The organism is Parasphingomonas frigoris (assembly GCF_036663815.1).
Taxonomy (GTDB): Bacteria; Pseudomonadota; Alphaproteobacteria; order Sphingomonadales; family Sphingomonadaceae; genus Sphingomonas.
Genome location: NZ_JAXOJQ010000003.1, coordinates 861588 through 880124 on the forward strand (window position 1 = coordinate 861588; position 18537 = coordinate 880124).

At 68.4% G+C, this 18537-nt stretch carries 18 protein-coding genes; 11 read left to right on the forward strand and 7 right to left on the reverse strand.

All coding sequences use genetic code 11. The annotated features are described in order from the left end of the window. The first annotated feature begins 22 nt into the window (after positions 1-22). Positions 23-283 (forward strand): DUF2171 domain-containing protein, encoded by a 261-nt coding sequence (locus tag U1872_RS14460; protein ID WP_332793585.1) that lies wholly within the window; start codon positions 23-25, stop codon positions 281-283. Positions 284-351: 68 nt separating this feature from the next. On the opposite strand, the gene U1872_RS14465 is transcribed toward U1872_RS14460, so the two are convergent. The 4 genes from U1872_RS14465 to U1872_RS14480 all read right to left on the reverse strand — a co-directional run bounded on the left by U1872_RS14465 (position 352) and on the right by U1872_RS14480 (position 5473). Continuing rightward, positions 352-777 carry an endonuclease domain-containing protein gene (locus tag U1872_RS14465; RefSeq protein ID WP_332793586.1) on the reverse strand — a complete coding sequence of 142 codons (426 nt, stop codon included), beginning with the start codon at positions 775-777 and terminating at the stop codon, positions 352-354. A 64-nt stretch (positions 778-841) separates the two neighbouring features. Next, entirely contained in the window at positions 842-2782 is a 1941-nt protein-coding gene (locus U1872_RS14470; RefSeq protein ID WP_443025380.1) for a ribonucleoside-diphosphate reductase subunit alpha, read from the reverse strand. A 401-nt stretch (positions 2783-3183) separates the two neighbouring features. Further along, positions 3184-4581, reverse strand: a complete 1398-nt coding sequence (locus tag U1872_RS14475) for a sensor histidine kinase (RefSeq protein WP_332793588.1) — start codon at positions 4579-4581, stop codon at positions 3184-3186. A gap of 232 nt (positions 4582-4813) precedes the next feature. Beyond that, positions 4814-5473, reverse strand: coding sequence for a response regulator (locus U1872_RS14480; protein ID WP_332793589.1), 660 nt, complete (start codon positions 5471-5473; stop codon positions 4814-4816). A 122-nt stretch (positions 5474-5595) separates the two neighbouring features. Here U1872_RS14480 and U1872_RS14485 point away from each other — a divergent pair, with 122 nt between their 5' ends. Beyond that, a complete protein-coding gene (locus U1872_RS14485; RefSeq protein WP_332793590.1) occupies positions 5596-6276 on the forward strand; it encodes a hypothetical protein in 681 nt (226 codons plus the stop codon). 84 nt (positions 6277-6360) lie between these two features. Here the strand turns inward: U1872_RS14485 and U1872_RS14490 are convergent, their stop codons facing one another. After that, positions 6361-8484 carry a putative bifunctional diguanylate cyclase/phosphodiesterase gene (locus U1872_RS14490; protein WP_332793591.1) on the reverse strand — a complete coding sequence of 708 codons (2124 nt, stop codon included), beginning with the start codon at positions 8482-8484 and terminating at the stop codon, positions 6361-6363. Positions 8485-8643: 159 nt separating this feature from the next. Between U1872_RS14490 and U1872_RS14495 the strand changes: the two genes are divergently transcribed. From U1872_RS14495 to U1872_RS14515, 5 genes are all read left to right on the forward strand, one after another. Beyond that, positions 8644-10164 (forward strand): fumarate hydratase, encoded by a 1521-nt coding sequence (locus U1872_RS14495; protein ID WP_332793592.1) that lies wholly within the window; start codon positions 8644-8646, stop codon positions 10162-10164. 112 nt (positions 10165-10276) lie between these two features. Further along, positions 10277-10561 carry a GIY-YIG nuclease family protein gene (locus tag U1872_RS14500; RefSeq protein WP_332793593.1) on the forward strand — a complete coding sequence of 95 codons (285 nt, stop codon included), beginning with the start codon at positions 10277-10279 and terminating at the stop codon, positions 10559-10561. A gap of 99 nt (positions 10562-10660) precedes the next feature. After that, on the forward strand, positions 10661-11575 hold the full coding sequence (locus tag U1872_RS14505; RefSeq protein ID WP_332793594.1) for an EamA family transporter: 915 nt from the start codon (positions 10661-10663) through the stop codon (positions 11573-11575). A 46-nt stretch (positions 11576-11621) separates the two neighbouring features. Then, positions 11622-12782 (forward strand): MBL fold metallo-hydrolase, encoded by a 1161-nt coding sequence (locus tag U1872_RS14510; protein ID WP_332793595.1) that lies wholly within the window; start codon positions 11622-11624, stop codon positions 12780-12782. Positions 12783-12862: 80 nt separating this feature from the next. Then, the gene (locus tag U1872_RS14515) at positions 12863-13321 is read left to right on the forward strand and encodes a hypothetical protein (protein WP_332793596.1); all 459 of its coding nucleotides are present in this window, start codon (positions 12863-12865) and stop codon (positions 13319-13321) included. A gap of 10 nt (positions 13322-13331) precedes the next feature. Here the strand turns inward: U1872_RS14515 and U1872_RS14520 are convergent, their stop codons facing one another. Next, positions 13332-13700, reverse strand: a complete 369-nt coding sequence (locus U1872_RS14520; protein WP_332793597.1) for a PRC-barrel domain-containing protein — start codon at positions 13698-13700, stop codon at positions 13332-13334. Between the two features lie 158 nt (positions 13701-13858). Between U1872_RS14520 and U1872_RS14525 the strand changes: the two genes are divergently transcribed. Further along, a complete protein-coding gene (locus U1872_RS14525; protein ID WP_332793598.1) occupies positions 13859-14398 on the forward strand; it encodes a hypothetical protein in 540 nt (179 codons plus the stop codon). A 513-nt stretch (positions 14399-14911) separates the two neighbouring features. Then, entirely contained in the window at positions 14912-16498 is a 1587-nt protein-coding gene (locus U1872_RS14530) for an amidase (RefSeq protein WP_332793599.1), read from the forward strand. A gap of 42 nt (positions 16499-16540) precedes the next feature. Here U1872_RS14530 and U1872_RS14535 read toward each other — a convergent pair whose 3' ends face one another. Next, positions 16541-16993 (reverse strand): DUF2721 domain-containing protein, encoded by a 453-nt coding sequence (locus U1872_RS14535; protein ID WP_332793600.1) that lies wholly within the window; start codon positions 16991-16993, stop codon positions 16541-16543. An 83-nt stretch (positions 16994-17076) separates the two neighbouring features. Between U1872_RS14535 and U1872_RS14540 the strand changes: the two genes are divergently transcribed. Then, complete coding sequence (locus U1872_RS14540) at positions 17077-18156, forward strand: GNAT family N-acetyltransferase (RefSeq protein WP_332793601.1); 1080 nt, start codon at positions 17077-17079, stop codon at positions 18154-18156. A 79-nt stretch (positions 18157-18235) separates the two neighbouring features. Next, positions 18236-18535 (forward strand): UvrB/UvrC motif-containing protein, encoded by a 300-nt coding sequence (locus tag U1872_RS14545; RefSeq protein WP_443025381.1) that lies wholly within the window; start codon positions 18236-18238, stop codon positions 18533-18535. Positions 18536-18537 lie beyond the last annotated feature (2 nt).

The following is an 18537-nucleotide window of genomic DNA, read 5'->3' on the forward strand; positions in this document are numbered from 1 at the left end:
TCATAGCACAGGAGCTACCATCATGGTCGACGCATCGCAGATCAAGGAACATGCCGAAGTCATCGGCGCAGACGGCGTCCATGTCGGCACCGTCGACCACGTCGAGGGCGGCCGCATCAAGCTGACGAAGAAGGATTCGGGCGCGCAGGTCAACGAGGGCAAGACCGCCCACGAAGGGCATCATCACTACATCTCGCTCGGCCTGGTCGCCGATATCGAGGACGGCAAGGTGCGCCTCTCGGCCAACGCCGACGTGGCGGTGACGTTCGAAGAAGAGAAATAAGCTAAAAGCCCCTCTCCCTTTGGGAGAGGGTGGCCGAGCGTAGCGAGGTCGGGTGAGGGCAGTGCGGGTCATTCCGCGCTGCCCTTTCCGTATGCGCTGTCCTCACCCTTCCCACGCGGCTGCGCCGCGCGGGCCCCTTCCCTCTCCCGGAGGGAGAGGGAGATGGACGCGATCACGCCGTCGGTATTGGCCACCACGTCGGTGTTTGAGAAGCGCAGCACGTGAAATCCTTCCGCTTCCATGATCTTGGTCCGGCCTGCATCGCGCGTCTCGCGATCGGCATGCGTGTCGCCATCGACCTCGATCACCAGCTTTTCCGAAAAGCACAGGATGTCGGCGTAGAACGGCCCTACCGGCGCCTGGTGGCGCCACTTCAGCGTCGGGAAGCTTTCGCGCAGCGCCCGCAACAGCCGGCGTTCCGGCTCTGGTGCTTCGCGACGTAATCGCCGCGCGCGCGGAACGGTGCCGACCGGCTGACGTGCATATAGCCGCATCCTGTCCTCACCCTTCCGCCGCTTCGCGGCTCCCTCCCTCTCCCGTAGGGAGAGGGAATTTAGCTCACTGGCACGCCAGGCACTCGTCGTAATCGGTCGTCTCGAACTCGTATTGCGGCTTCTCGATCGTGTTGTCGTTCTCGACCCCGCCGGCAAAGCCAGCGCGCTGGATGCTCTTCGAGCGCAGGTAATAGAGCGACTTCACGCCCAGCTCCCACGCGCGGAAGTGGAGCATCAGCAGGTCCCACTTCTCGACATCGGCCGGGATGAACAGGTTGAGCGAGGTCGACTGGTCGATGAACGGCGTACGATCGGCCTGGAGCTCGATCAGCCAGCGCTGGTCGATCTCGAACGACGTCTTGTAGCAATCCTTCTCCTCGGTGCTGAGGAAGTCGAGATGCTGGACCGAGCCGCCCTGCTCGAGGATCGAGTTCCAGATCGCGTCCGAGTTCTTCGATTTGTCGATCAGCAGCTTCTCGAGATACGGATTCTTGATCGAGAAGGAGCCCGACAGCGTCTTGTGCGTGTAGATGTTCGCCGGGATCGGCTCGATGCACGCCGAGGTGCCGCCGCAGATGATCGAGATCGACGCGGTCGGCGCGATCGCCATCTTGCAGCTGAAGCGCTCCATCACGCCCATGTCGGCGGCGTCGGGGCACGGACCGCGCTCCATCGCGAGGTGCATCGAGGCTTCGTCGACCTGGCCCTTGATGTGCTTGAACATCCGCAGGTTCCAAGACTTGGCCATCGCGCCCTCGAAGGGCAGGCCGCGCGCCTGGAGGAAGCTGTGGAAGCCCATCACGCCGAGGCCGACCGAACGCTCGCGCATCGCCGAGTAAGCGGCGCGCTCCATGCCGGGTTCGGCGCGGTCGATGAAATCCTGCAGGACGTTGTCGAGGAAGCGCATGACGTCCTCGATGAAGCCCTTTTCGTCCTTCCACTGGTCCCACGTCTCGAGGTTCAAGGACGACAGGCAGCACACCGCGGTACGGTCGTTGCCGAGATGGTCCTTGCCGGTCGGCAGCGTGATCTCGCTGCACAGGTTCGAGGTCGAGACCTTGAGCCCCAAGTCGCGGTGATGCTTGGGCATGCCCTTGTTCACATGATCGGCGAAGACGATGTACGGCTCGCCGGTGGCGAGGCGCGTTTCGACGAGCTTCTGGAAGAGCGAGCGCGCATCGACGGTCGAGCGGGCCGAGCCGTCCTTCGGGCTGGTCAGCGTCCATTCCGAACCCGCGCGCACCGCTTCCATGAAGGCGTCGGTGATCAGCACGCCGTGGTGCAGATTGAGCGCCTTGCGGTTGAAGTCGCCGCTGGGCTTCCGGATTTCGAGGAATTCCTCGATCTCGGGGTGCGACACGTCGAGATAGACCGCCGCCGAACCGCGCCGCAGCGAGCCCTGCGAGATGGCGAGCGTCAGCGAATCCATCACGCGGACGAACGGGATGATGCCGCTTGTCTTGCCGTTGAGGCCGACCGGCTCGCCGATGCCGCGGACGTTGCCCCAATAGGTGCCGATCCCGCCGCCGCGCGACGCGAGCCAGACATTCTCGTTCCACGTGTCGACGATGCCGCCGAGGCTGTCGGGCACCGAGTTGAGGAAGCACGAGATCGGCAGGCCGCGGCCCGTGCCACCGTTCGAGAGAACGGGGGTCGCCGGCATGAACCACAGCTTCGAGATGTAGCCATAGAGGCGCTGCGCATGCGCTGCGTCATCGGCATAAGCCGACGCCACCCGCACGAAGAGATCCTGGAAGGTCTCGCCCGGGAGCAGATAGCGATCCTTGAGCGTGTCCTTGCCGAAATCGGTCAGCAGCGCGTCGCGCGAATGGTCGACCTCGACAGGATAGAGCTGCGCGTGGATTTCCTTCGAATCGCCCCGCGCGGCGAGCTTGCGATCGGCCGTGCCCTTCCCATCGGTCGGTGCCGCCACGCCTGCGTCGAGCGCCTCGATTGCATCGGTAGCCATAGTCGTACTCACTTCCCCGGTATCCCGAAAATCCATGTTCCGCGTCCCTGTAAACTCATCCACTGTTCCGTCGCAGGGACCGCCTGCGTTCCCGATCCGTTCGAATCGGAGAGCGAGCTCCCAGCGTAGCATTTCGAAGGCGACCGGCGAGAACAAAAACGGACCACTGCGCGTATCAAACGCAGGATGGATCGTTACCGCAAGATAGGGATGCGGTGGATGTTCTACTAGCGCTTGGGTTCGCCCCCGAACTCTACCCCTACAGATTGTGCCGGTTCGTCCAAGGACACAATAGCGTAAATGACGCTTTAGGGACTCGGTTCGTCGCTAATTTGAATCCGTTCGTGGCCTGGCCGAAGCGGACCTATCGCGCGACGCGCGGTCAAAGCTGGCCTCGCTCAAACGCAAGGGACCGAACCGGGAACATGACGATTTTTTCACGCGTCGGCGGAACGCGCCATCGGCAGGGCGACGATCGCTTCGAGTCCGCCCGCGGCGGCGGTCGCGAGCTCGAGCGTGCCGCCATAGAGCGTCGCCAGCTCCTGCGCGATCGACAGGCCGAAGCCGTGGCCGTCGCCGCGTTCGTCGAGTCGCTGCCCGGCGGCGAGGGCCGCAGCGCGGGCGTCGGGCGCGATCCCGGCGCCGTCGTCGGCGATGGCGAGGCGGACGAAGCGCGCGTCGGGGGCGGGGGCGGCGGAGACGGTGATTCGCGCAGTCGCCCAGCGCCAGGCATTGTCGAGCAGATTGCCGATCAATTCTTCGAGATCCTGCCGATCAACCGCGACCCGCAGCGCCGGATCGATCGCGACGGTCGCCGTCACGCCGCGTTCGGCATGGATCCGCGCGAGTGCGTTGACGAGATCGGCGACGACCGGCGCGAGCGGCGTGGCGAGCCGCAGCGCGCCACCCGGCGTCGCGGCGCGCGCGCGGCCGAGATGGTGGCGCACCGCCTGGTCGATCCGTGCGACCTGCGCGCGCAGCGACCCGTCGGGGTCATGTTCGGGAAGCGCGAGCGCCAGCGTCGCGAGCGGGGTCTTGAGGCCGTGCGCGAGGTTGGCGACATGGCCGCGCGCATTGGCGAGCGCGGCGGCATTTTCGGCGAGCAGCGCGTTGATCTCGTGCGCGAGCGGGGCGAGCTCGGTCGGCTGATCCTCGGGCAGCGTCGCCGCCGTGCCCGCGCGGATCGCGGCGAGGCTCGCGCGCATCGTCGTGAGCGGGCGCAGGCCGATCCGCAGTTGCACGAGCGTGGCGACGGCGAGGGCGAGCCCGAGCAGCAGCAGCGAGCCGAGCAACGGCGCCATCGCCGCGCGCAGCGGCCGATCGACGATCGCGCGCGGCGCCGAGGCGGTGATGCGGACCGGCCCGCGCGGGGTGGCGAGCGTCAGGCTGCGCGCGTGGCGCATCCCGTCGCGCCCGCGCCAGTCGAGCGCCTGCGCGCGGTTGCCCCGGCGGTCGGCGTGATGCTTGGGGTCGCGCGGCGGCTGCGCGCCCGCTGGATCGGGGGGCGGGGCCGGCGGTGCGCGCATCGCATCGAGATCGGGTGCTGCGGGCGAGGCGATCGTCCGGCCCGGCGCATCGATCCGCCAGCCCCATCCACCGGCCGGATCGTCATAGGGCGCGGCGAGGATCAGGCGGCTGCGATCGACCGTCCCATCGGACTGCACCGCCTGCGCGAGCACCGCGATCTGCGCGTCGAGCTGGTCGTCGAGCCCGCGCGTCACGAAGCGATCGAGCACCGCGCCGATCGTCACCGCGGCAAAGGCGAGCGCGACGAGCGTGGCGACGAGCGCGGTGGCGAGCAGGCGGCCGTAGAGCGAGCGGGGGAGGAGGGTCATGGGGTTCGAGCCCGCTTACTGACTGCAAGCCCCTCCCCTTTAGGAGTGCCGGGTAAACTGCGCCCCGCGCGGTTTAGGTCAGGCTGGGAGCCTGACCGACCCGGCACTGGGTTGGGGTGGGGAAGTAACGAGCGACACGCTCGGTGAGACACGGCCCCACCCCCATCCCCTTCCCTGAAGCGGAGGGGCGCATTTAGGCTGGCAAGCGCTCCGCTGAGGAAAAGCACGCAGCTCACCCTTCCACCACGCGATAGCCGCGCCCGCGGACCGTCTCGATCCGCTCCGCGCCGATCTTCTTGCGCAGCCGCCCGACGATCACTTCGAGCGAGTTCGAATCGGGATCGGCATCGCCTTCATAGACATGATCGAGCAGGTCGAGCCGGTCGACCACCACGCCACGGCGCAGCATCAGCGTCGACAGCACGCGCCATTCTAGCGCGGTAAGCCGCAGCGGCAGGCCGTCGAGTTCGACCTGCCCGGTCTGCGCATCGAAGGCGACCGGACCGGCGACGATCCGCGCGGCGGCATGCCCTGCGGCACGGCGGACCAGCGCGCGCAGCCGCATGACGAGCTCCTCGACGCGAAACGGCTTGGTCAGATAATCGTCGGCGCCGGCGCGAAACCCCGCGACCTTTTCCGACCAGCCGTCGCGCGCGGTGAGGATCAGCACCGGCAGCACGCGCCCGGCGGCGCGCCATTCCTCGAGCACGCTGATCCCCGATTTGAGCGGCAGGCCGAGATCGAGCACGGCGACGTCATAGCTGCCGGTGTCGCCGAGATGCGCGCCATCCTCGCCATTGGCGGCGACGTCGACCGCGAAATGCTCGGCGCGCAGCGCCTTGGCGATGCCCTCGGCGAGCGCGACGTCGTCTTCGACCAGCAGGATGCGCATGTTCTTTCCGTCCTTCGGAGCGGGGCTAGGGCAGCAGGCTAAACCGAGAATGAACCGACAAGTTCAGCGCAGTGCCGGGCTGCCTGGCTAGAAAGGGGCATCACTTCACAAGGAGAAAGACGATGACCGACCAGATCGAAGGCCCGCAGGGCAGCTATGACACGATGGACGAACCCCGCGCCTCCCGCAAGCTGCCGGTGCGCACCGCGCTCGTCGCCGCCGCGTTGCTCGCGGTCGGCGTCGGCGGCGGCGCGACGATCGCGCAGATGACCGGCCCCTCGATCGAGATGGCGCCGATTAAGCCGGTCGCGATCCGCGCGCTGGCCGACGACGGCGGCGTGATCAGCGTGCGCGGCACGGTCGCCGAGCTTTACGGCCCGATGGCGGTCGTCACCGACGGCAGCGGGCGCGCGCTGGTCGATTTCGGCCGACAAGGCGACGGCACCGGGCTGATCCGCGCCGGGCAGGCGGTGACCGTGCAGGGGCAGTATCGTCACGGCATGATCCGCGCCTCGTTCCTGGTCGGCGCCGATGGCAAGGTGGTGGCGCTGCATCCGATGGGCCCGCCGCGCGGCGGTCCGGGTGGACCGGGCGGACCCGACGGACGGCCTGGCCCGCATGGCGGCGGACCGCGCGGACCCGGCGCTGGGCCGGACCGTGGACCCGATGGTGGTCCGGACGGTGGTCCGGACGGTGGTCCGGACGCCGGCAACGCGCCGCCGCCGCCGCCGCCGCCGCCGCCAGCCTCTGCGAACGCGGCGGCCCCCGTCGCCCCGCCGGCAACCGGCAACAGCGCGGGCTGACCACCGCAAGTCGCGCTCGCGCCACGGTGCGCCATGGCCGCAACGGGCGTCCTCCGCAACGGAGGGCGCCCAACGCGTTTGCGCTCAGCCCGCCTTGCGCAGGGGAAGCGACGCCGTCTCCACGGATGGCGCGAGCCGTTCGAGGTTGAAGGCTTCGGCGAATTGCAATCCGGCCTTGCCGCCGGCGGCCCAGCGCAGGGTCGCTGGAAACATCTGATCGTCGAGCAGCTCGATGAGGACCTCGATCTCGCCACAGCTGTCTTCGACGTCGATCCCCTCGATCATCGCGCCGCCGGCCGAGATGTTGCGGATCCGCACCTCGCCGCTGATGGCGCCCGCCTGGATCTGCGCGCGGCGCAGGATCGTCGTACGCGGCGGACGGCTGATGTTGTAGCCGGTGGCGATCGCCTTGCCGCCGCTCGCGGCGAGTTGAGCGTGCACTTCCGCGACGCGCGCCGGCTTGCCATAGACATAGCCCTGGATGTGGCTGCAGCCGAGATCGCGGATCAGCGCTACCTCGTCATGCGTCTCGACCCCCTCGGCGGTGGTTTCCATGCCGAGCGTGTCGGCGAGCGTGACGATCGCACGGATGATCGCGGCGTTGCGGCTGCCCGCAATCGCCGCGCCGCGCACGAAGCTCTGGTCGATCTTGATCTTGTCGAACGGCGCTTTCTTCAAATAGCCGAGCGACGAATAGCCCGTCCCGAAATCATCGAGCGCGAGGCGCACGCCGCAGCGCTTGAGCGTCCTGAACATCTGCTCGGTCTTGGCGGTCTCGTCGACGAACACGCCTTCGGTGATCTCGAGCTCGAGCCGGTCCGGCGCGATCCCCGATTTGGCCAGCGCGGCAGTGACCAGGCTGGGCAGCACGGGATTGGCGAACTGGATCGGCGACACGTTGACCGCGACTCGCACGTCGTGCGGCCAGCTCGCCGCGTCGATGCAGGCGGTGCGCAACACCCATTCGCCGATCGACTCGATCAGCCCGCAATCCTCGGCGACGGGGATGAACTCGGCGGGGCTGACCAGCCCACGCTCCGGATGCTGCCAGCGCAGCAGCGCCTCGTAGCCGACGATCCGTTCGGTGCGCGTGCTGACCACCGGCTGATAGGCGACGGAAAATTGGTTGCCGGCAAGCGCGCCGCGCAGATCGTCCTCGAGCTGCTTGCGGCTCTGCGCGCCGACGAGCAGCTCGCCGCGGAAGAAGCGGTGGATGCCGCGCCCGTCGCCTTTGGCGGCATACAGCGCGAGATCGGCGTTGCGCACCAACGTCTCGGCGTCATGCCCGTCCTCCGGCGCGATCGCGATACCGATCGAACAGCCGATGCTGATCGCCGATCCGTCGATCGAATAGGGCTGCGACAGGTCGAAGATCACGCGCTGCGCAAGGTCGGCGAGCCGCGTCCGGTCGGTCTGGTTGGGCAGGATCACCTGAAACTCGTCGCCCCCCAGCCGACCGACCAGCCCGGCATCGCCGATCGCGCGCAGCAGCCGTTGCGCGACCTGCTTGAGCAGCGCGTCGCCCATCTGATGGCCGAGCGTGTCGTTGACCGTCTTGAAGCGATCGAGGTCGAGCAGGAACAACGCGCTGGCGCGGTGCGCGTGGCTGCTCGGGCTGAGCGTCTGTTCGAGCGACAGCCGCAGCCGCTGGCGGTTGGCCAGGCCGGTCAAGCCGTCGAACAGCGCGAGGCGCGTGATCTCGGCATCGGCGCGGCGGGTCTCGGTCAGGTCGCTGCCGCTGCCGACGAAGCCGGTGAACGCGCCGGTCGAATCGGTCACCGGGCGCCCCGAAATCGACCACCAGCGCTCGAGCTTGGCGCGGCTGGCGGGGCGGACCGTATAATTGGAGAATGCGGTGCGTGCCGCGAGGTGGAAGCCGAGCGTGCGCTCGCTCTCGGACGAGACGCTGTCCATCCGGAACAGCGCGCGCAGCGGCTGGCCGAGCGCGGGCGTCTCGGGCGCATCGAGCTCGTCGGCGACCTTGGCGGACAGATAGCTGACGTGTCCCTCGGCATCGGTGCGCCAGAACCAGCCGTTCGAATGCGCCTCATATTCGTCGACCAGCAGGCGGGCGAGCCGGTCGCTCGATTCGCTGACGGCGCCCGCGACGGGCGCGCGACGCGGGCGGGACAGCAGATAGCCGCCAGCGAAGCCGGCCAGCCCCAGCAGGGCGGCCAGGATCAGCAGCGGAAGGAAAGCGACGATCATAGGTGTGGGTTTACGCGCCGATCCTTTCCAAACTCCTTGCGCGGGGCGGTTTGATGCGTGTCGGGGCCCAAGAAAGTCTTCCTTAAGCCGGCCGGATGCCGCCGTGGCTTGGCGCGACGCGGACATGGCTTTAAGGCCGCGCGCACAGGAGTAGCCCCCATGACCACCATCATCCGCGAAGCCGATCTGATCGAAAGCGTCGCCGACGCGCTGCAGTTCATCTCCTTCTATCACCCGATGGATTACATCCGCGCGCTGGGCGAAGCGTATGACGCCGAGCAGGGGCCGGCGGCCAAGGACGCGATCGCGCAGATCCTGACCAATTCGCGGATGTGCGCCGAGGGGCATCGCCCGATCTGCCAGGATACCGGCATCGTCAACGTGTTCGTCAAATGGGGCATGGAGTGCCGCTTCGACGAGACGACGCGTTCGCTGCAGGAGATCGTCGACCAGGGCGTGCGGCTCGCCTATCTCAACCCCGAGAACAAGTTGCGCGCCTCGGTGCTAGCCGACCCCGCCTTCACGCGCCGCAACACCAAGGACAATACGCCGTGCGTGCTGCACGTCGACATGGTGCCGGGCGCGAAGGTCTCGGTCGATGTCGCGGCGAAGGGGGGCGGCTCGGAGAACAAGTCGAAGTTCAAGATGATGAACCCGTCCGACTCGATCGTCGACTGGGTGCTCGAGATGCTGCCGCAGATGGGCGCGGGGTGGTGCCCGCCGGGGATGCTCGGCATCGGTATCGGTGGAACGGCCGAACATTGCGTGTTGCTGGCGAAGCAGGCGTTGATGGAGCCGATCGACATGGGGCCGTTGAAGGCGCGCGGGCCCAAGACCGACATCGAAGCACTGCGGATCGAGATCTTCGACAAGGTCAATGCGCTCGGCATCGGCGCGCAGGGGCTGGGCGGGCTGTCGACGATCCTCGACGTCAAGATCCTCGACGCGCCGTGCCACGCCGCGGGCAAGCCCGTCGCGATGATCCCAAATTGTGCGGCGACGCGGCACGCGCATTTCGTGCTCGATGGCTCTGGCCCGAGCTTCCTCGAAGCGCCCAAGCTCGACGAATGGCCCAAGGTCGACTGGCAGCCCGACAGCGCAGCGATCCGCGTCGATCTCGACACGCTGACGCCCGAGATGGTGCAGGGCTGGAAGCAGGGCGACCGGCTGCTGCTCAATGGAAAGATGCTGACCGGCCGCGATGCCGCGCACAAGCGGATCAAGGACATGCTCGATGCGGGCGAGCCGCTGCCGGTCGATTTCGCGGGCCGCGTCATTTATTACGTCGGGCCAGTCGATCCGGTCGGCGATGAAGTGGTGGGTCCGGCGGGGCCGACGACCGCGACGCGGATGGACAAGTTCACGCGCATGATGCTCGACCAGGGCCTGCTCGCGATGGTCGGCAAGGCCGAGCGCGGGCCCGATGCGACCAAGGCGATCGCCGAGGGCAAATCGGCCTATCTGATGGCGGTCGGCGGGGCGGCGTATCTCGTCGCGCGCGCGATCAAGGGATCGAAGGTCGTCGGGTTCGCCGATCTCGGGATGGAGGCGATCTACGAGTTCGAGGTCGAGGATTTCCCGGTGACGGTGGCGGTCGATTCGACCGGCGCCAACGTCCATCAGCTCGCGCCGCTGGTGTGGAAGGAGAAGATCGCGCGCGAGGGGTTGCTGGTTTCCTGAAGGTCGCCCCGGCGGAGGCCGGGGCCGCAGCGTGGTCGGGCGTGACGGGTGATCTAGGTACCGCTACAGGATCCAGCGGCCCCGGCCTGCGCCGGGGCGACGGAGCGAGGGTATGGGCGGCTTCACCCATATCATGACGAATAAGCCATTCGGCGTGCTCTATATCGGGGTCACGTCGGACATTGCGCGCATCCTCGCGCACCGCGAGGGGCGGGGCTCGGCGTTTGCGCGAAAGGGGGGGTGCGCCCGTCTCGTCCTCATCGAGCAGCATGATCGGATCGAGGATGCCATTCTGCGCGAGAAGCGGCTGAAGAACTGGAACCGCGTGTGGAAGTGCCGCCTGATCGCGGAGGCCAATCCGAACTGGGACGATCTATGGGAGACGATCAATAGTTAGCCACCATCGTCGCCCTGGCGTAGGCCGGGGCCGCTGGTTTGTCTGGCGAACCAGGTGCCCCAAGCGCAGCGGCCCCGGCCAACGCCGGGGCGACGGGGTGTGACCGCACTCTGGCTCCCCGCCGCGCTGATCGGCGGGGCGTTGCAGGCGTGGCGGACGGCGGTGCAGCGGCGCGTGTCGCGCACGCTGTCGGTCAATGCCGCGGGACTGGTGCGCTATCTCTACGGGCTGCCGGTCGCGATCCTGCTGGTGCTGGGATACGAAACCCTGTTCGCGGACACGCCCTTCCCGTCACTCGGCGCCTGGTTCCTGCCTTACTGCCTGGCGGGCGGACTCGCGCAGATCATCGCCACCAACCTGCTGCTGATGGCGTTTGGCGAGCGGAATTTCGTCGTCGGCACCGCCTATTCGAAGACCGAGGCGGTGCAGAGCGCCGTGCTGTCGGTGCTGTTGCTCGGCGATCATCTCGGCGCAGCGACCTGGATCGGTATCGGCTTCGGGGTGGCGGGGGTGATGGTGTTGTCGACCGGCGGCAAGCGGATGGCGCCGCTCGAATTCGTGCGCGCGCTCGGGCAACCGGCGGCGCGGTACGGCATCGCCTCGGGCTTCATGTTCGCGCTCACCACGATCGGGATCCGCGCCGCGACGCAGCAGGTGGGGACGCCCGACCATATTCGCGCCGCGTTAATCGTGCTGGCGGTGACGGTCGCCGCGCAGACGCTCGCGCAAGGTGCCTATCTGGCGTTGCGCGAACGCGAGCAGGTCGCGCGCGTGTTTGCCGAGTGGCGCGTCGCGGGGCAGATCGGGCTGATGTCGTCGGTCGCCTCGGCCTGCTGGTTCACCGGTTTCGCGTCGGCACCGGTCGCGCTGGTGCGGATCGTCGGGCAGGTCGAGGTCGCTTTCACGATGGCCTTCGCGCATTTCTATCTCGGCGAAAAGACCAGCCGGAGCGAGGTCGCCGGCCTCCTTCTGGTCGCGATCGGGGTGGTGCTGGCGCTGGTCGGCAGCCTGTGAGCCGTGCGCCCTTGCGCGGCACGGGTTGATCCCGCAAGACAAGGCGATGCGGTTGTTGCGTATCTTGGCTGTCGCGGTCCTGTGGATCGTCATCACCCTGTGTCTTGCGATCACGATCGTCCCGCGCTTTCTCGATGCGCGGTATTATCGCGGACCGGTGAGCGGCCATTACGACGGGCAGCGCTTTTCGAATCCCGACGGGGCCGATGACGATGTCGCGCCCCCCAAGGCCGGGCGCGGCAATTTCCTGTTTCGCTACCTGACCAACAGCGATGGCCGCCCCGCCTGGCCCGACCATGTCGCGATCCACCCCGTCGCCCCGCCGGAACGGGTAGCGGGTGAGGCGATGGTCGCGACCTGGGTCGGCCACGCCACGGTGCTGGTGCAGACGCAGGGCCTCAACATCCTGACCGATCCAGTGTGGAGCCGCACCGCCGGGCCACTCGGCGTAGGTCCCGCGCGCGTCGCGCAACCGGGGATTTCGTTCGATGCGCTGCCCAGGATCGACCTCGTGTTGATCAGTCACGATCATTACGATCATATGGACCTCGCCACGCTCAAGCGGCTGTGGGCGCGCGACCATCCGCTGATCGTCACCAGCCTCGGCAATGACAGCGTCATCGGGCAGGTCGGCGTGCCGGCAAAGGCGCTCGACTGGGGCGGGCGGATTGCGGTCAAGCCCGGCGTCGAGGTGGTGGTGACGCGCAACCATCATTGGGGCAGCCGCTGGTTCGCCGATCGCAACCGCGCCTTGTGGTCGAGCTTTGTCGTGCGGCTGCCCGGCGGCAACGTCTTCTTCGCCGGCGACACCGGGCCGGGCGACATGCAATGGGCCGACGAAGCCGCCCGCTACGGCCCGGTGCGGCTCGCCTTGCTGCCGATCGGCGCGTTCCGCTTCGTCCCCGGACAGATGCGCGCGGGCAGTCATATCGGGCCGCTCGACGCGGCCGAAGCCTATCGCCGGCTCGGCGCGACGACCGGGATCGGCGTGCATTGGGGCACCTTCCGGCTGTCCTATGAAGCCTATGACACGCCGCCGCGCCTGCTGGCCGCGGCGACCAGGGCGCTGGGCGTGACGGGGTTCGGGGTGCAGCCGCTCGGCCGGCCAACGCCGATTGCGCCCTATACGCCCAAGCCGCGCCCGCCGGCGATCGACGGTGCCACGCTGCTGCAGCGACTGCCGACGGCGGCCCGCGCGCTGCCCTAACTCGATACGATAGCGCAACGAGACTGCTTGGGCGGCGAGAGTGGCGATGCTAAGCGCGGTACCCGGCGGGAGAGACACGCATGGCGGGATCGGTGCAGGCAGGTGGGCACTATGAGGCGACGCTCGACCGGGCGGGGCTGGCGCTCGGTGCGGGCGGGGCCGTCGGCGGGCTGTTCGCGATGCTGCTGGTCGGGATCGGCAGTGAACCCGATCCGTCCGCGCTGCTCGTCGGCTTCTGCGTCGGCGCTTTGATCACCGCGATGGCGGCGGTGGCGATCGGCGGGCCGGTGTGGCTGCTCTGCCATGTGCTCGGACGACGCGGGCCGCGCAGCGCGATCACAATCGGCGCGCTGGCCGGTTTCGCGCTGTTCCTCGGCGCGCAGAGCTATGGGTTCGGTCTGGTCGAGACGCCGCCGGGCGATGCGCCGACGCTGCTCTACCGCGCGATCAGCGCGGTCGCCACCAGCCTGGTGCTGGCGGCGGTTGCGGCGCTGATCGGCTGGACGATGTGGCGCACGGCCTACCGGCGCGTGCGCTGATCGATCCGGCTCAATCGAGCGAGAGGTCCTCGCTCGCCACGTCATAATATTTCGAGACGCGGTCGGCATAGGCCTGGTCGAAGGTCGGCGCGTTGGCGGCCCAGCTCGGGCCACCCTCGAGCACGCGACGGTCGATCGTCACGACATAGGTGTCGTTGACCGGATCGAAGGCGAGCAGCGAGAAAGGGATCGGATAATAAGCGCGGCCCATGCCGAGGAAGCCGCCGATCGTCAGCACGGCGTAGACCGACCGGCCGGTGCGCTTGTTGACCATAAGCGTGAGCAGCGTACCGATCTTCTCGCCGTCGCGGCTGCGGATCGGCATCGTGTCGGCCTTGTTCGACTGGAGCAGCAACTGGGTGGGTTCGGTCTGGGCCATATCTCATCATCCTTCGTGTCGGTGGCGTAACGGCGATGACGCGCGAGGGTTCCACGACGCGCCGCTCCGGCTCGCGGATCGCACGGACCATGCCGAAATCGCACTGTGGCGGGTACGCGCGGTTGAGCGCGGCGGATGCATCGCGCATAGACCGCCGGATGTTCCGGACCCCAACCCGCTCGCTCGCGATCGCCGCGCTGCTCCTCATCGCCGGATGCGTCGGCGCGCCGCCACCGCCGCCGCCGCGCGCGGCACCGCAGCCGGCCGCGCCGCAGCGCCCGGCGCCGGTCGCGCCCGTGGCGCAGGCCGCCGACTGGCGCGACTGGGCGGTGACGCTGGGCGACTGGGTCTACCGCGTCGACGGGCGGGGATCGATCGCCTTGTTCGGCACGCGCGGCGCCGACGCGCTGCTGACGCTGCGCTGCGACCGCCAGACCAATGCGCTCTATCTCTCGCGGCAGGGGCAGGCCGCCGGCCCGCTGACGGTGCGCACCTCGAGCCTGGCGCGGGCGCTGACCGTCCAGCCGACCGGCGCCACCCCGCTCTATGTCGCCGCCGCGCTGACGCCGCGGGATCCGCTGCTCGATGCGATGGCGTTCAGCCGCGGCCGCTTCCTGGTCGAGCAATCCGGCATGCCGACGCTGGTCGTGCCCGCCTGGGCCGAGGTGGCGCGCGTGACCGAGGATTGCCGCGGCTGAGCGAAGGGAAGGGGCTGCCGGGGCGGCGCGCGACGGGCTGCGGGCAGGCGAAGGAGAATCGTCGAAACAGGCCGATTATTCAAGACTTGTTTCGCGTGTTTTTATGATTCACAAGCGAGTCGTGACCAACGCAGGTCACGCCGTTTCAACTAGCGAAAGGAGGTGATCCGATGTCTCATGGTTCAGCAATGGGGTCGGTTCAGTTCGTTCGGAGGACGCACCGCTAGGCCTTTCAGGCTGGTCCTGCGATGATGGGGCGGGGGGTATTCTCCCCTAGCAAACGCCACCGATCGTCGAGGCTCTTGCGGTTTCGCATGGTCCTCCGAGCTGGAGCTTCCGGCCGCTGACCATGTCAGGAGGCTGTCGATGTCCCGAGTCAGGGTCATCGGCAGCCTCTTTTCATATCTGGCGTAGGTGCGTCTCCGGTCGTGTTCGGCCCTTGTCGGCTGCGGGGGCGTGTCGCATGATCGGCGCCGGCGTGGCGCGGACCACGCCCGCAAAAAGGGGTGTGAGATGCGCGCGTTGGTTCTGGCGGTTTTGGTCTCGAGTGTCTGCGCGGTCTCGGCGCACGCGCAAGCCGCGCCCGCGGTCGAGGAGAAATCGATCGACCAGCTCCAGGCGATGATGGCGGCGGGGACGACGAGTGTCGCGATCACGCAGGCCTATCTCGCGCGGATCGCGGCGATGGACCGCAGCGGCCCGACGCTGCGCGCAGTGATCGCGCTCAATCCTGCCGCACTCGACCAGGCCAAGGCGAGCGACGCGCGCCGCAAGGCGGGCAGGCCGCTCGGCGCGCTCGACGGCGTGCCGGTGCTGATCAAGGACAATATCGAGAGCAAGGATCCGATCGCGACCACCGCGGGGAGCCTCGCGCTCAAGGACAACGTCACGCTGCGCGATGCGCCGCTGGTGGCGAGCCTGCGCCGGCAGGGCGCGGTGATCCTCGGCAAGACCAACCTCAGCGAATGGGCCAATATCCGCTCGACGCATTCGATGAGCGGGTGGAGCGCGGTCGGTGGGCTGGTGCGCAATCCCTATGCGCTCGACCGGACGTCATGCGGCTCGTCGAGCGGCTCGGGCGCGGCGGTGGCGGCAAGCTTCGCGGCGGCGGCGGTCGGGACCGAGACCGACGGCTCGGTGGTGTGCCCGTCGTCGATGAACGGTCTGGTCGGGCTGAAGCCGACGCTCGGGCGGATCAGCCGCAGCCGCGTCGTGCCGATCAGCCACAGCCAGGACACGCCCGGGCCGATGGGGCGCAGCGTCAAGGACGTCGCGATCCTGTTCGAAGGGCTGGTCGGCACCGACCCGACCGATCCCGCCACCACGCGGCAACCGGCCGAGCGGACGGCGCCGGGCTTCGTCGCCGGGCTCGCCGGCGCGTCGTTAAAGGGCGTGCGGATCGCGGTGCTGCGGCCGCAAATGCCCGATATCCTCAAGGCGAAGTTCGACGCGGCGCTCGCCGTGCTCAGCGCGCAGGGGGCGGTGCTGGTCGACGTCACCGCTCCGAAGCTCGACGGGATCGGCGAGGCTGAGTTGCTCGTGCTGCAGACCGAGCTCAAGGCCGATCTCAACACCTATCTCGCGACCACGCCCAAGGCGGTGACGACGCGTACGCTCGCCGACGTGATCGCGTTCGATACCGCCAATGCGGCAAACGAAATGCCCTTCTTTGCGCAGGAGACCTTCGAGGCGGCGGAGAAGACGCGCGGGCTGACCGACCCGGAATATCTCGGCGCGCGCGCGAAATCGCTGCGGCTCGCGGGCAAGGAGGGGATCGACGCGATGCTGGCGAGCGCGCAGGCGACGCTTCTGGTCGAGCCGACCTATGGCATGCCGTGGCTGTCGGACACCGTCTATGGCGACCAGTTCAGCGGGCCGAGCGCGAGCGAATTGCCGGCGATCGCGGGCTATCCGCACCTCACCGTGCCGATGGGGCTGGTACGCGGCGTTCCGGTCGGCGTGTCGTTCATCGCGACCGCGTGGGCCGATCGCGCGGTGCTCAATGCGGGCTATGTCTACGAACAGGCGGCGAAAGCGCGCGTCGCGCCGGGCTATGCGGCGACCAACGATGCCGGGCCCGGGCTGGCGGGAGCGCGGTAAAGCAGGGTGTCATAACGGGTTGGGGGGTATCGTCCCTAAACGTTAACGCTCGAGCAATTCGCTGCGGACGTGGATCGCCGAGAGCGAGATGCGCACCTCGATCAGGAAGCTGACCAGCGACGAGATCAGCAACGCCATCGCGACGATGAAGATCACCGCGACGATGGTGCCGATGTGGAGCGCGAACAGGCTCGCGACGAACAGCAGGCCGACCACCATGCAGGTCATCGCCGCGCTCGACACGGCGAGGACGAGCGCGCGGTTGATCACCGTCATGCGGCGGTCGAGCAGGCGCAGTTCCCAGACGTGACGGTCGTGCTCGGGGCCGCTCGACAGCGGGTGCCATTCCTCGACCACGCGCGCGCGATCGACGACGCGGGCGAGGCGGCCGACCAGCACGTTGAGCAACTGCCCGATCGCCGCGAGCATGAAGATCGGCGAGAGCGCCAGCTGGATCGTCTGGGCGATCGTCGAGACGGCGGGGTACGGGTTCATAGCGCGCTTTGTGGGGTGTGGCCGGCGCGGACGCAAGCGCCAGCCTCCACCGATTGGTAACGCACAGCGGCTAAAGCACGTGTATGACCAAGCCGATGCTGCTCGCCGATTTCACGCGCCTGCCGCCGCTGACGCGCGCGACCGTGCTCGACGGACTGTCGGGGGCGATCGATACGGTGGCCGATTTCGCGCCGCCGACGCACGGCTTCCTGCGCTATGCCTGGTATGCCGCCGCGCTGTCGGCCTATGGCGGCGCGGCGCGCACAATCATGGTCGAGGAAGACGATCAGCCGGTGATCGCGCTGCCGTTCGTCGCGGTCGGGCCGGCGATCGCGCGGGTCGCGAGCGTTCCGGGGAGCTATTGGCCGTTTCGCAGCTTCCCGCTGGCCGAGGGCGCCAGCCCGCGCGCGCTCGATGCGCTGCTCGATACGCTCGGGCGCACGGTGACGGCGCTGCGGATCGGGCCGGTGAGCGATGGCGATGCGGCGGTCGCGCCGTTGCTCTCGCGGGCGCGCGAAAAGGGGTGGGCGGTGCTCGATCGCTTCGTGTCGCACGGTTTCCTGCTCGATCTGCAGCAGGACGATTGGCCGCGTGGATCGACGCTGAAGAAGAACCGCTTCCACGAAAAGCATCTCGCCGAGCATGGCGCGCTCGACTGGCGCTTCCTCGGGGCGGGGGATTGGGAAGCGGGGTTCGACGCCTTCGCCGCGATCGAGGAGAAGAGCTGGATCGCCGCGCGCACCGACGGGCGCGACGCGAAGTTCACGCGCACCGGCCACGGCGCCTTCTGGCGCGAGGTGGCGCGCGATCCGGTGCTGGCGGAGCTGCTGTCGGCGGCGCTGCTGACGATCGACGGTGCGCCCGCAGCTTTCTCGTTCGATCTCGACGGCGGGACGACGCGCTATGCGATCGCCAACAGCTACGATCCGCGCTTCGCCAAGCAGTCGCCGGGCAAGCTGCTTTACTATCGCAATCTGGTGCGCGCGCGGGCGGCGGGGGTGCGGACGGTCGACTGGGGCGCGGGCGATAGCGGCTACAAGACGACGCTCGGTGCGGTCGAGGGGCCGGCGCTGCGCGATTGGCTGCTCGTGCGGCCGGGGGTGCCGGCCATGCTGGGGCGGGCGTTGAGAGGGCGGTGGACGAAGAGCGGGCAAGACGGCTAGCGGCATTCGCATGCTGCCGGGGAAGCGCGTTTTTCGGTCAGTGCTAACCCATTGCCGCACGGACGGTCGCGGCGGAGCGATGCACGCCGTCGCGCGTTTCCACGCCATGGATGAGATCGAACGCGTTCGCCTGGAAATGGAAGCCGCCGCCGCCGCGCTCGACTTCGAGCAGGCGCGGCGGCTGCGCGACCGGCTGGCGCTGCTGCGCGGCGGGGCAAGTGTCGAGGCGGCCGAGGCGGCGGAGACCGAAGGGCTGCTCCGCCAGCAGCCGGGCGCGATGGGCCTTGGCACCAGCCAGCAGCGGATGACCCCGCCGCCGGGCTGGAAGAAACCCGCCAAGCCCGACCCGATGACGCGGGGCCATTCGCGCAAGCGCTGAGC